Origin of the sequence: Polaromonas vacuolata (assembly GCF_012584515.1) — a bacterium.
GTDB classification, from domain to species: domain Bacteria; phylum Pseudomonadota; class Gammaproteobacteria; order Burkholderiales; family Burkholderiaceae_C; genus Polaromonas; species Polaromonas vacuolata.
Genome location: NZ_CP051461.1, coordinates 1,009,368 through 1,023,201, shown reverse-complemented (window position 1 = coordinate 1,023,201; position 13,834 = coordinate 1,009,368). Strand labels below are relative to the sequence as shown.

At 54.1% G+C, this 13,834-nt stretch carries 11 protein-coding genes; 3 read left to right on the top strand and 8 right to left on the bottom strand.

The genetic code is table 11. From position 1 onward, the window contains the following. Window positions 1–13: 13 nt before the first annotated feature. A complete protein-coding gene (locus HC248_RS04810) occupies window positions 14–1,795 on the top strand; it encodes a TRAP transporter large permease (RefSeq protein WP_168921517.1) in 1,782 nt (593 codons plus the stop codon). Between the two features lie 103 nt (window positions 1,796–1,898). On the opposite strand, the gene HC248_RS04805 is transcribed toward HC248_RS04810, so the two are convergent. The 8 genes from HC248_RS04805 to HC248_RS04770 form a co-directional block, all read right to left on the bottom strand. Beyond that, window positions 1,899–2,981: a TRAP transporter substrate-binding protein gene (locus tag HC248_RS04805; protein ID WP_168921516.1), complete on the bottom strand. Its 1,083-nt coding sequence runs from the start codon at window positions 2,979–2,981 to the stop codon at window positions 1,899–1,901. 204 nt (window positions 2,982–3,185) lie between these two features. Beyond that, window positions 3,186–4,298 carry an ABC transporter ATP-binding protein gene (locus HC248_RS04800; RefSeq protein ID WP_168921515.1) on the bottom strand — a complete coding sequence of 371 codons (1,113 nt, stop codon included), beginning with the start codon at window positions 4,296–4,298 and terminating at the stop codon, window positions 3,186–3,188. Continuing rightward, window positions 4,295–5,851: an ABC transporter permease gene (locus HC248_RS04795; RefSeq protein WP_238342719.1), complete on the bottom strand. Its 1,557-nt coding sequence runs from the start codon at window positions 5,849–5,851 to the stop codon at window positions 4,295–4,297. The genes HC248_RS04800 and HC248_RS04795 overlap by 4 nt, the downstream gene beginning before the upstream one ends. Window positions 5,852–5,939: 88 nt before the next feature. Further along, window positions 5,940–6,956 (bottom strand): iron ABC transporter substrate-binding protein, encoded by a 1,017-nt coding sequence (locus HC248_RS04790; protein WP_168921514.1) that lies wholly within the window; start codon window positions 6,954–6,956, stop codon window positions 5,940–5,942. 221 nt (window positions 6,957–7,177) lie between these two features. Beyond that, window positions 7,178–9,793 carry a bifunctional aconitate hydratase 2/2-methylisocitrate dehydratase gene (gene acnB, locus HC248_RS04785; RefSeq protein ID WP_168921513.1) on the bottom strand — a complete coding sequence of 872 codons (2,616 nt, stop codon included), beginning with the start codon at window positions 9,791–9,793 and terminating at the stop codon, window positions 7,178–7,180. A gap of 54 nt (window positions 9,794–9,847) precedes the next feature. Beyond that, a complete protein-coding gene (locus HC248_RS04780) occupies window positions 9,848–10,504 on the bottom strand; it encodes a hypothetical protein (protein WP_168921512.1) in 657 nt (218 codons plus the stop codon). Between the two features lie 40 nt (window positions 10,505–10,544). Then, window positions 10,545–11,540, bottom strand: a complete 996-nt coding sequence (locus tag HC248_RS04775; protein ID WP_238342718.1) for an HpcH/HpaI aldolase/citrate lyase family protein — start codon at window positions 11,538–11,540, stop codon at window positions 10,545–10,547. A gap of 36 nt (window positions 11,541–11,576) precedes the next feature. Further along, entirely contained in the window at window positions 11,577–12,563 is a 987-nt protein-coding gene (locus HC248_RS04770) for a malate dehydrogenase (RefSeq protein ID WP_168921511.1), read from the bottom strand. A gap of 195 nt (window positions 12,564–12,758) precedes the next feature. On the opposite strand from HC248_RS04770, the gene HC248_RS04765 reads away from it, so the two are divergent. Then, entirely contained in the window at window positions 12,759–13,592 is an 834-nt protein-coding gene (locus HC248_RS04765) for a GntR family transcriptional regulator (protein ID WP_168921510.1), read from the top strand. A gap of 9 nt (window positions 13,593–13,601) precedes the next feature. Beyond that, the gene (locus HC248_RS04760; protein WP_168921509.1) at window positions 13,602–13,775 is read left to right on the top strand and encodes a DUF2256 domain-containing protein; all 174 of its coding nucleotides are present in this window, start codon (window positions 13,602–13,604) and stop codon (window positions 13,773–13,775) included. Window positions 13,776–13,834: the final 59 nt, after the last annotated feature.

Sequence of the window (13,834 nt, the reverse complement as noted above, 5' to 3'; positions counted from 1 at the left end):
CGAGGCATTTGTGATGAGCTTTTTGATTGAAAACTTCGCCCCCTTTATGTTTATGGGGTTGATTTTATTTTTACTAATGGGCTTTCCAGTGGCCTTTAGTCTGGGTGCCTGCGGCCTATTTTTTGGCTTTATTGGCGTCGAGATGGGCATACTGCCGCAAGCTTTGCTGCAAGCCTTACCGCTGCGCATTCTGGGCATCATGCAGAACGAGACGCTGCTGGCAATTCCCTTTTTCACGCTCATGGGACTGATACTTGAGCGCAGCGGCATGGCCGAAGATTTACTCGAAACCATAGGCCAGTTGTTTGGCCCGGTGCGTGGCGGCCTAGCGCTGGCGGTGGTGATGGTGGGCGCACTGCTTGCGGCCACTACCGGTGTGGTTGCCGCATCGGTGATATCTATGGGTTTAATATCGCTACCCATCATGCTGCGTTACGGCTATGACAGACGGGTCGCAGCGGGTGTGATTGCCGCCTCGGGCACACTGGCGCAAATCATTCCACCGTCACTGGTTCTCATCATCTTGGCCGACCAGTTGGGGCGCAGCGTTGGTGAGATGTACAAAGGCGCTTTCATTCCCGGCTTTGCTCTGACGGGACTGTACGTAATCTACATCGTCGGTTTGGCGATTTTCAAACCTGCATGGGTACCGGCGCTGCCGCTTGAAGCGCGTAGCGCACGCGAGCCTAGTGGTAAGAGCGGTTTGATTTCGCTGCTATTTCTGACCATAGCCGCGTCCACTGTCGCGATTTATTTTGGTGAGCATTACGCGCAGTTCTTGAGTTGGTTAAACAACACGCCCGTCGTTCCTGCGGCGAAGGACGAGACCATTGTGGTGTCGCTTTGCGCTGGCATAACCTTGGCGTTTGTAGTGGCGCTGATCAACAAAGTCACGGGAATGGGTTTGCTGTCTCGCATCGCCGAGCGCGTAACCTTTGTACTGATCCCACCGCTGCTGCTAATTTTTCTGGTGCTGGGCACAATTTTTCTGGGCGTAGCGACACCTACCGAAGGTGGTGCGATGGGCGCGCTGGGCGCAATTATTTTGGCTATGAGTCGCCGCAGACTTGATATTGCACTGCTCAAACAGGCACTCACGAGCACCACCAAACTGTCATGCTTTGTGCTTTTTATCCTGATCGGCTCAACTATTTTTAGCTTGGTATTTCAGGGCGTAGATGGCCAGAAGTGGGTAGAGCATTTGCTGACCGGACTACCGGGTGGACAAGTCGGATTTCTAATTGTTGTCAACGTGCTGATTTTCTTTTTGGCATTTTTTCTTGATTTTTTCGAGCTATCCTTCATCGTCGTGCCGCTGCTCGCACCCGTAGCGGTGGCACTTGACATTGACCTGATCTGGTTTGGTGTGCTGCTGGCGGTGAATATGCAGACCTCTTTTATGCACCCACCGTTTGGCTTTGCGCTGTTTTTCTTACGCAGCGTAGCGCCCACAGAAGAGTACACCGACAGGGTGACCAAAAAACGCATTGCTCCGGTCACGACTATGCAAATTTACTGGGGCGCAGTGCCGTTTGTGTTTATTCAAATCATCATGGTTGGCACCATCATCGCGTTCCCAGGAATAGTCTCTAGCAACATTGACAAGGTCGAGGTCTATGACCTGGACAAAGTGCGTCGTCAGATGGAAGCGAATATGCCGCCGCGCATTGGCGATGAAGCACCAATCTTAGTGATGCCAGGCGATCCACAACCGGAAGCCGCAGCGCCGCAAACTGACGACGATCCAATGAAGGCTTTGCAAAACGCCATGAAACGAGAAAGTCGTCAGCCGTAAAGCAGTCAACACGCAAAAAAAAAGCCGCTTGTAAACAAAGCGGCTTTTTTATTGAGAGAACTATTCAGCGTTAAGCCGGAAGGTCAAATACGCTTGCGCGCAATTAGAGTTTTTGCGTTGCCATGAAGTTATCAAAACGGTTTTCAGCGAAGCGGAACCACAACACTTGATCGCGCTGGAAGTTACGCATGTCAGCGTAAATCTTTTTCCACTCTGGGCTCTTGCTGTCGTTCTCAGCAAAAACTTCCATAGAGGCTTTAAAGGAAGCATCGAGTACCTGCTGCGAGAACGGCAGCACTTTTGTCTTAGCGGCAACCAATTGCTTCAAAGCAATCGGGTTGAGCGCATCGTACTTAGCCAACATGTCTGACGCGGAGAGCTCGGCGGCGGCTTCAACGATGGCTTTATTTTCTGGCGATAAAGAGTCCAGCGCTTTTTGATTGATGAAGTAATCAATTTCTGGACCACCTTCCCACCAACCAGGGTAGTAGTAGAACGGCGCGACCTTATTAAAGCCAAGCTTTTGGTCATCGTAGGGACCGACCCACTCAGCCGCATCGATAGTGCCTTTTTCCAGTGCTTGATACAACTCGCCGCCGGGAATGCTTTGCGGCACTGCGCCGAGTTTTTGCATCACTTCGCCGACCAAGCCGCCGCCCAAGCGCATCTTCAAGCCCTTGAAGTCGGCTACGCCCTTAATTTCTTTACGGAACCAGCCGCCCATTTGGGTGCCAGTATTACCAGCCGCATAGCTGACGATGTTGTACTTTGCGTAAAACTCATTCATGAGTTTGCGGCCATTACCGTGCTTCATCCATGCCGCCATCTGGCGCGCATTCAGACCAAACGGTACGGCGCAGCCCAGCGCAAAAGCAGGATTTTTACCGTAGAAGTAATAAGGGGCGGTTTGCGCCATCTCAACCGTGCCGGCTTGCACACCGTCGACAACGCCAAAGGCCGGCATAAGTTCGCCGCCAGCATGCACGGAGATCTCGAACTTACCGCCAGACATGGCCTTAACTGCACGCGAGAACAACTCTGCGCCGCCATATAGTGTGTCAAGAGACTTAGGGAAACTCGACGCCATGCGCCAACGAACAGTGGCTTGTGCATGAACTGCTGGCGCCATGCCAGCTGCGAGTACGCCAGCGATGCCAGCGTTTCTAATGAGGGAGCGACGATCCATAAAACTTCTCCAGAATAGTGACTTGTGATTTTAGGAAATGACGACTTTACGCAGGTGATGCTTTTTTTGCTGCCCGCGAGGTCTATTCGATAGCCGTGCTTTGGACACGGCCTAGAAAAAGCACCCCACGGTAAAATGCAAAACGTGATTCTCGCAGAGAACCTGATACGTTTGGCTCAGTTTATACCCTAGATAAGCAGCACTTTAACCAGGAAAAACATGGGCTTGACCAGCCACAGTAATGCGCACCATGGCGCCGACTGGCGGTACGTTCATGGATGGGCTGTGTACTTGCAGAGGACTATTCCATTGCGGCTGATTCAATACCGAAGCCAACGAAGATCCGCCGCGCAGCAGCCGCACCGACAGCACGCAGATCGCACCACCGTAGTCGGCATCGAGCACCGCACCATAGCAGGCCGACGCATCGGGTAGCGGGCTCGCCGTGTTCGCGGCCTCGCTCAGCGGCACTTCCATCAGTTGCAATTGTTCTGGCCGCAGCATGATGTTGGCCAAGCCGCTACGGCCGCTGTCATTTACCGCTACGCGGCCCAGCGCGCAGTCGGCCCAACCCTCAGTTAAGTTAGCAGGTAAAACAATGCTTTCACCTAAAAAGCTGGCCGTTGCCTCATCAGTCGGACGGGTGTACAAATCTATCGGTCTGCCCGCTTGCACCAAACGACCCGCGCGCATGACGGCGACTTGGTCGGCAAATGACAGTGCTTCGCTTTGGTCGTGCGTGACCAAAATCGTGGTGATGCCGGCGTCGCCCAACAGTTTGGCGACGGCTTTGCGAGTGCTCACGCGCAAACCGGTATCTAGCGCCGAAAACGGCTCGTCAAGCAGCATCAGGCGCGGACGTTGAGCCAGTGCACGTGCCAACGCAACACGCTGCTGTTGGCCACCTGAAAGTTCATGCGGCCGGCGACTCAACATAGACACGTTGAGCGACACCATGTCCATCAGTTCATGCAGACGCTGCGTGCGATGCGGCGTATTTCGCGGCAGACCGAAGCCAATATTCCCCTCTACGCTTAAATGCGGAAATAGCGCGCCGTCTTGCGGAACAAACCCAATCGCTCGCTGGTGCGCCGGTACAGAATCAGTGTCATTGGCCAGCACATCGCCGCCTAGTGTCACACGACCGCTGTCGGGTGTTTCAAAACCAGCAATGATGCGTAGCAAGGTGGTTTTACCCGAACCAGAAGGGCCAACAATTGCGGTGCGGCTGCCAGCAGTGATGCTCAGGTCAACCCCGCACAACACCTCAACCGCAGCATAACTTTTTCGTACTGCATGAAGCTCAAGAGAAGTCATCGTCCAGAAGTCCGTTTCGATTGCGTATAAAGCAGCCAAGTCATGGGCAGCGACAGCAGCACCATGATCAGGGCATAGGGCGCGGCAGCAGCGTAATCAATCTCGCTGCTGTAGGCCCAAAAAGCTGTAGCCAGTGTGCGCGTGCCATTAGGCGCGAGCAGCAAGGTGGCGGTTAATTCATTAGTAATACCGAGCGCGACCAGTGCTGCACCAGCCGCGGCGCTAGGCGCGGCTAAGCGCATGGTGACAGACCATAAGGCCTGAGCCGGTGTGCGCCCCAAGCTGCGCGCTGCATATTCCAACTCCACAGGTGCTTGGGCAATACCGGCGCGCAGACTGATTAAGGCACGCGGCAAAAACATCAGTAAATAAGCCAGTAAAACAGTTACCGCGGTTTGATAAATTGGCATGGCTACGCGAACAGTAATGGTCACCAAGGCCAGCGCTACCACAACACCGGGCAGAGAGCCAACCAGATAGTTGCAAGCTTCCAGTACCCGTTGAAAACGACTAGGCGCTCGAATGGCCAGCCAAGCCATAGGGATAGCAGCTAGCGTGGTGATCAATGCACCCATACCTGCTAGCGCAAGGGTCTGAAAAATAGCTGGACCGATTTCACCGACAAGCCAGACATCAACACCGCCAGCGATTAACCAACGCGTCAAAGTCACCATAGGCACGCCAAGCGCCAACACGGTCGTTAGCACCGGCAACAAAATACACGGCAAGGTCCATCGACCAAGGCGACGCTTAGTCGCGGTGCGCGGTGCGCCGGTGCCAATCCGTGCATAGCGCGCATTGCCGCGTGCGCGTGACTCAACAGCTAAAAGTGCAAAACAGCAAATCACCAAAACGCCGGACAGCATATTAGCTGCCGGGCCGTTATAACTGGACTGGAATTGGTCCACGATTGCCGTGGTGAAAGTATCAAACCGGATCATCACATACAGACCGTACTCGGCCAGCAGGTGTAGGCCAACTAACAAAGAGCCACCGCACAATGCCAGCCTGAGTTGGGGCACGACGACCCGGAAAAACACCGCCCATGGTCCTAAGCCTAGGGAAGCAGCACTGTCTTCCATACCGGGGTCAAGCCGACGCAAACTAGCCGCGAGGGGTAAATAAACAAACGGAAAATACGCTATGACGGAAATCAGCACGCCAGCAAACAAACCGTGAATGCCGGGTGCGACCGTGATCCACGCATAGCTGTGCACAAAGGCCGGCACTGCCAGCGGCGCTACTGCCAGCCAAGCCCAAGTACGGGCGCCGGGGATGTCGCTGCGCTCTGTCAACCAAGCCAGCGCCAACGACAAAACCGCGCACAAGGGCACGGTGATAAACATTAATAAAGCAGTATTGATCAGCAACTGGCCTACCCGCGGCCGCACTATTAAGGCGTAAGCGGTATCCCAGCCGGTTTGCAGTGTGGCCCAAGCAACAAAGCCTAGGGGGAGCAAAGCCAGCAAGGACACCAGACCGGCGAGCGCCCCCATCCACGAAATTTCCCAACGACGCTGGCGTTTCAAGCCAGGCGTTGACGGTCTCAACAAGGCGGTTGCTCTTAAGCTGGCGCTTGATGTATCTGCTGGATGTAAGGCGTTCAAGTCAGTCTGATCAAAACGATCATCGGTGATATTTTTAGAGTAATCCGGCCTGGATCATCAGTTCGGAAACTTTCTTGCTGTTGAGCTTGGAAGGATCGACCTGTGGCGCTTGCAACTCGGAAATTTGCACTAGTTTAGCGTTGGCTGCTTGACCTTTGCCCACGGTGTACTCATAAGAGTCACCGTTACGCAGTATGGCCTGACCACCCTTGCCAGCAACCCAACGAACAAAGGCCTGAGCCTCGCTTGGGTGCTTGCTAGTAGCGAGCACTCCGCCGCCAGAAATACTCAGGAATGCACCTGGGTCTTGGTTGCGAAAGTAGTGTGTTTCAGTGTTGTTGCTGTTCTCGCCAGTACGCGCTTGGTCAGAGATCAAGTAGTAGTGGTAAATCAAACCGCCTTCAATCTGGCCAGCATTGACAGCTTTGAGCACTGAACCGTTACCCTTGTAAGCGGTGACGTTTTGCTTCATAGACTTGAGCCAAGCTAGCGTCGCCGGCTCACCCTTGAGTTCAAGCAGCGCACCAACAATAGCTTGGAAATCAGCGCCTGTTGGCGATGCAGCCCAACGGCCTTTCCAGCTTGGATTGGCCAGATCAAGCATTGACTTAGGCAACTGCTCTTTTGTCATCTTGGTACGGTTGTAGACAAACACCGTGCTGCGGGCGGCAATGCCTATCCAACGGCCATGATCCGGGCGAAAGTTGGCCGGCACCAAGGCCAGCGTAGCTGCGTCTAACGGTGCAAGCAGGCCAGCCGAATCGACCAGCGCTATAGCAGGCGAATTTTCAGTCAAAAATACATCAGCCGGAGAGTTCTTGCCCTCTTGAACAATCTGATTGCCCAACTCGGTGTCACCACCGTTGCGGATGGTGACCTTGATGCCGGTCTCTTTAGTAAAGCCCGCAACCCAATCCTTATTCAGACTTGCATGCTGGGCGTTGTAGACCACTATGCCGTCGGAAGATTGTGCATTTGCCATCATGGGCGCGGCCAGCATGGCGGTGCCCATTGCGATGGCTGTAGCTAAAGACGGAAGGGGAAATTTCATCATTGACCTTTGATTAACAGTTTTATGTTCACACGAGGATTTATAAAAACAAGCCTGGCCAGGCGATTCTAAATACAAATACGAATTAATTGCATTTATATTCTAACGCTAACGCAAATGACGTCTGAATACCTAGGGGTTTTTAACCACAATGGGTGGCGGGCGAACACAAAAAAAAGCGGCCATTAAGGCCGCTTTTTAGACTTTTAACAAGCTCTGAATTAAGCCGTTGCAGGCGCTTTCACCGCCTCAGTGATGTCGGTGTAATCCTTGACCTTGTCGAAGTTGAGGTATTGATAAATCTCGGCGCTAGCGGCCGTGAGCACCGTCATATCCGCCATGTATTCCGCACGGGTAGGAATGCGCCCGAGCTTGGAGCAAATCGCCGCCAATTCAGCCGAACCCAAATAAACATTTGAGTTTTTACCCAAGCGATTAGGAAAGTTACGCGTCGAGGTCGAAAACACTGTGGCGCCTTCCTTGACCTGCGCTTGGTTGCCCATGCACAGACTGCAACCGGGCATTTCCATGCGTGCGCCAGCCGAACCCAGAACGCCGTAGTGACCTTCTTCGCTCAACTGCTTAGCATCCATCTTTGTCGGTGGTGCAACCCACAGCTTGACCGGAATATCGCGCTTGCCTTCGAGCAGCTTGGAAGCAGCACGGAAGTGGCCGATATTGGTCATGCAGCTACCGATAAAGACCTCGTCAATCACGTTGCCAGCCACGTCGGACAGGGTTTTCACATCATCCGGATCATTCGGGCACGCCACGATAGGCTCATGAATTTCAGCCAAATCGATCTCGATCACAGCGGCGTACTCTGCATCCGCATCGCCCTTGAGCAATTGTGGGTCCGCCAGCCATGCCTGCATCGCATCAATACGGCGCTGGATAGTGCGCACATCGTCATAACCCGTGGCAATCATCCACTTGAGCATGGTGATGTTGCTGGTGATGTACTCGATGATGGGTTCTTTATTCAGGTGTACCGTGCAGCCGCCCGCCGAGCGCTCTGCCGACGAATCGCTGAGCTCAAATGCTTGCTCAACCTTGAGGTTTGGCAAGCCTTCTATCTCAAGAATTCGGCCCGAGAAAATATTCACCTTGCCTTGTTTGGCAACCGTCAACAAACCGGCTTTGATGGCGTAAAGCGGAATCGCGCTTACCAAGTCACGCAAGGTGATGCCGGGCTGCATTTCGCCTTTAAAGCGCACCAGCACCGATTCCGGCATGTCCAGCGGCATCACGCCAGTGGCTGCGCCAAAGGCGACTAGGCCGGAGCCTGCTGGAAAGCTAATGCCGATAGGAAAACGCGTATGACTGTCACCGCCGGTACCCACCGTGTCAGGCAGCAGCATGCGGTTTAGCCAGCTGTGAATAATGCCGTCACCCGGGCGCAGCGAAATGCCGCCACGGGTGTTGATGAAGTCTGGCAACTCGTGGTGCATCTTGACATCGACCGGCTTAGGATAAGCTGCGGTGTGGCAGAAGGACTGCATCACCAAGTCCGAGCTAAAACCCAAGCAAGCTAAGTCTTTGAGTTCGTCGCGTGTCATTGGGCCAGTGGTGTCTTGTGAGCCGACCGAGGTCATTTTTGGCTCGCAATACGTACCGGGACGAACGCCCTGACCTTCTGGCAAACCGACTGAACGACCAACCATTTTCTGTGCCAGTGTGAAACCCTTGCCGTTATCCACCGGATTTTGCGGCAAGCGGAACAGGGTGGAAACCGGCAGACCAAGTGCGGCACGCGCCTTAGCCGTCAGACCACGGCCAACGATTAAAGGTATACGGCCACCAGCGCGTACTTCGTCAAACAATACTTCGCTTTTGAGTTTGAATTCGGCGATTACCTTGCCGTCTTTCAAGGCCACGCCTTCGTAAGGACGCAGCTCAATCACGTCGCCCATGGCCATTTCACTGACGTCCAACTCAATGGGTAGCGCGCCTGAGTCTTCCATGGTGTTGTAGAAAATAGGCGCGATTTTCGTGCCCAAGCAGACACCGCCAAAGCGTTTATTTGGCACAAACGGAATGTCTGCGCCCGTCCACCACAGCACAGAATTAGTGGCTGACTTGCGTGAAGAACCGGTTCCCACCACATCGCCAACATAGGCAACCAGATGGCCCTTGGCCTTGAGCGCTTCGATAAATTTAACCGGGCCGCGCTTACCGTCTTCTTCTGGCGTGACGCCAGCACGGGTGTTTTTGTGCATAGCCAGTGCGTGCAGCGGAATGTCGGGGCGACTCCAAGCATCAGGCGCTGGCGAGAGGTCATCGGTATTGATCTCACCGGCAACTTTAAAAATGCTCAAGGTGATCGACTTAGCCACTTCGGGACGGCTGGTAAACCACTCGGCATCGGCCCAGCTTTGCAGCACGGCCTTGGCGTAGTTGTTGCCCTTGTCGGCTTTTTCCTTGACGTCATGAAACTGGTCAAACATCAGCAGTGTGGTCTTCAAGCCGCTGGCAGCTTGTGTGGCAACCGCCGCATCAGCGTCATCAAGCAACGCAATCATTGGGCTGATGTTGTAGCCGCCCAGCATGGTGCCCAGCAGTTCAGTGGCTTTGACGCGCGAGATTAATTCGCACTTTTCGCTGCCATGGGCCACAGCAGCCAGATAGCTAGCCTTGACCTTGGCGGCATTATCCACACCGGCGGGTACGCGGTGCGTGATCAGATCGACCAAAAAGGCTTCTTCGCCTTGGGGTGGGCTTTTGAGTAATTCGATCACAGCACTGGTTTGCGGCGCCGACAGCGGCAGCGGCGGGATGCCTTGGCTCAAGCGCTCAGCGACATGGCTGCGGTAGGTTTTCAAGAATTCTGATGACATACGGAAATCTCCTGTGGGCAAAAATCAAAATGAAGAAACTTGGGGTGCACCGGCTTATTTCGCCGGCGCTGCCTCGGCTTCAGCTTGGGCAGACGATGCTGCTGGCAAAGCCGGCTTAGGAGCGTCGAACACGCTGACTGGATTGAGTTTGAGCGCATCGGCCACCGCCACTTGCGCTGGACTTGCACACTCGTCGGCTAGGCGCGTACCTAGCTTGTTATTCATCAGCATGGACTTATTCGCCAATTGCAGCCAGACAGCGCCAGCCTTGCGGTCTTCCAAACGGATCGCACCGGTCGTGGTGGCAACTGGAAACATGTAGTACTTAAAGTTTTTTCCGACTACGTGAAAGTAGCCCGGATTTTTTTCGTCAGCACTGAGGGTCACATTTGCACCTAGCTCGCATGGCAGCTTGCCTATGTAGACGCGGGAAGCAATATCGAGTTCGTCGGGGGTTAGCGCAGCATCGGCGGCTTCGGCCGCCACCGCGAGGTTTATGGCGTCGAGCTTGAGTGCCGCACGCGCAGGTTTCACAGGTTCTTTTTTAGCCTGAACTTTTTTAGTCACGGCTTTTTTGGCGCTCGCTGCAGGTTTGGCCTTTTCTGACGTATCTGGCGAGGGCGCAGTCTGAGACCAAGCCAGCCCTGAAACCGCCATCAAGCCAACCGACAGTGCATTGGCGAGACGCTTAAGGTTAAATAATTTTTTCATAAAGTTTTCTGTTGGGGCTGGTGCGATCGACAAAAGAAATTCAAATCGGGTTGGCAAAATATTGCTGCGTCGAGAGCGGTAACTCGCGACCAGTCTGGTGAGCGCGCTCTAGCACCTGCCAAAAATAACGGTAGCTGGCGCGGTCGTGTAGCTTGCCCGCGTAAGCGCTGGGCGCCCAATCTGCTTTGATGGCAGCGGCAATGATTTCAACCGCATCATCAATCTCGCTTTGATCCGGCGCAAAAGCGGCGAGGATTGGCAAAATCTGGCTCGGATGAATACTCCACATCCGCATATAGCCCAGCTCTTGGGCGGCGCGCCGGGCTACTGATTGCAGGGCTTGCTTGTCGGAAAATTCGGTGACCACGCAGTGCGACGGTACTTTGCCATTAGCGTGGCAGGCCGCGGCGATCTCAAGCTTGGCGCGCAGCACCAGCGGATGGCTGAACTGGCCTTGGCTATTCATGGCCGATTGGGGAATCGCACCGGCGTGAGAGGAAACAAAGTCCATCAAACCAAAGCTCAAAGACTGAACCCGTGGATGGGCCGCAATTTCGAACGCATTGCTAACTGCCAAAGGCGACTCAATCAGCGCATGCAGGGCAAGCGCGTTATTGCCAACGGCATCCAGTGCGCTGCAGGCACTTTCGATATCGGCAAGCGACTCAACCTTGGGCAACATCAGGTGGCATAGCTGGTGGCCAGCTTGGCGCACGATGATGTCTATGTCTTGCTCGAAGGCGGCGTGCCCGACTGGGTGTACGCGAACGGCAACACGCGATTTACTCTCTGCTTGTAGGACTAAGGCGCTGACTAGTTCGGCGTGATCGGCTTCACCACCCACGGGCGCACCGTCTTCACAGTCGAGCGTGACATCAAAAAGGCAGCTGCCGAACTCTTGTTGCATGTCGGCTTGAAGTTTCAAGCTTTTGCGCATCAAGGCTTCAACACCACTGTAGTGGTCGCAGACTGGGAGTTGCCAAGCGCCAGATTGCGCACCTAGCAATGCGACACGCGGATGAATGAAGTCACTCACACGCTGTCTCCCAATGTTTTGCTGCTTTTCAATGGCTTAGAGCAGATGCTTGACGCCGTCTTGCTCGCCCTGCAACTCGGCCAAGGTTTTGTTGATGCGCTCTTGGCTGAAAGCGTCTATCTCTAGGCCTTCAACTAGCTTGTACTCGCCGCCTTCGGTAGTGACTGGAAAGCCAAACACCACATCCGCAGGAATACCGTATTGGCCGTCCGAAGGAATGCCCATGGTGACCCATTTGCCATTGCTGCCCAGCGCCCAATCACGCATGTGATCAATGGCGGCGTTAGCTGCTGAGGCAGCAGACGACACACCGCGCGCCTCAATGATGGCAGCGCCGCGCTTGCCAACGGTTGGCAAGAATACGTCTGCATTCCAGACCTGGTCGTTAATCAAGTCCTTGACCATCTTGCCGTTAGCCGTGGCGAAACGGTAGTCGGCGTACATGGTGGGTGAATGGTTGCCCCAGACCGTGAGCTTTTCAATGTCAGCAACTTTTGTACCGGTTTTAGCGGCAATCTGGCTGAGTGCACGATTGTGGTCAAGGCGCAGCATCGCGGTGAAGTTTTTACGCGGCAAATCTGGCGCGCTTTTCATGGCGATGTAGGCGTTGGTGTTGGCTGGATTGCCGACGACTAAGACCTTGACATTGCGGCTGGCAACAGCGTTGAGTGCTTTGCCCTGAGCTGTGAAAATTTGCGCATTGGCAGCCAACAAATCAGCGCGTTCCATTCCCGGGCCACGTGGGCGAGCACCGACCAGCAATGCGTAATCGGTGTCTTTAAAAGCAGTCATTGGGTCGCTATGGGCTTCAATGCCAGCGAGCAGCGGGAAAGCGCAGTCATCGAGCTCCATGATCACGCCCTTGAGGGCTTTTTGTGGACCTTCAACTGGCACTTCAAGCAATTGCAAAATCACTGGCTGGTCTTTTCCCAGCATCTCGCCTGAGGCGATGCGGAACAACAATGCGTAACCGATTTGACCTGCTGCACCGGTAACGGCGACACGGACTGGCTTTTTGATCATGGTAAAACTTTCATGTTGGTTAGAAAAATCAGGCGGATTACGTCGGCGGGTAAGCCATATCAAGTGCTGGCTTAAGTACTCGCATGCGTCACTGCGCCAACTCTAACCCGGGATTCTACGCTCGAACTGACGAAAAGGTCAACTTGTCTTATGTCTTATATAAGATATGATACAGATCTACAAAAAGCTAGCACCATGGCCGCAACACACTCCACCCCTAACGCCGCAAACGCTTTGTTTGAAGCCAAGCCGCCCGCCCCTACGGCGCGCGCTTCAGTGCCAGTACCAGTGGTGGTGGCTGCGGCGCCAGCGTTTAGCCCGCTATATCAACAAATCAAGGCTTTGATACTGCAAAGCCTGCAGTCAGGCGAATGGAAACCGGGTGAAGCTATTCCTTCCGAGATGGATTTGGCTGCTCGCTTTGGTGTGAGTCAGGGAACGGTACGAAAAGCCATTGACGAGCTGGCCACTGAGAACCTGGTGGTGAGGCGCCAAGGCAAGGGTACTTTCGTGGCGACGCACTCTGAGCAACATGTGCAATTTCGGTTTCTAAAGCTAGCGCCCGACAGCGGCGCGCCGGGCGCCGAGGGTCCGGCCCAACGTGAAATCATTGACTGCAAAAAAATTCGTGCAAGCGCAGAAGTCGCCCGTGCATTGGCGATTCGCACAGGCGACGCCGTGCTTCAGGTGCGCCGGGTACTGAGTTTTGTCGGTGTACCCACCATTTTGGAAGACCTCTGGTTGCCGGCCACCCCTTTTAAAGGCTTGAACGCAGAACGCCTGAGCCAGCACCACGGCGCAATGTATGCATTGTTTGAAACCGAATTTAATGTACGTATGGTCAGGGCAGAAGAAAAAATTCGTGCGGTAGCCGCAGTCAATGGGCGCGAATTGCTGCTCAAAGTGGCGCCAGGCACACCCTTGCTCTGCGTTGAACGCATCGCCTACACCTACCAAGACTTACCCATGGAGTTGCGCCGTGGTTACTACCGCACAGACAGCCATCACTACTTCAACGTCCTGAACTGAGCACAGCACATGGGCTTTAAAGGAAATAAATCCAGTCTGCCGAGCAAGCCCTGCGTCGCCTGCGGCCGGGAAATGACTTGGCGCAAAAGCTGGGCTAAAAACTGGGACGACGTCAAATACTGTTCAGACGCCTGCCGCGCTAGCAAATCCAAGGCTGTTGTCAATGCCGCAGCAAAAAAGTAAGCCATGCAAAGTTGCAAAACCATGTTACAAATAATACTAATGAGTTTTTTATTAGAATA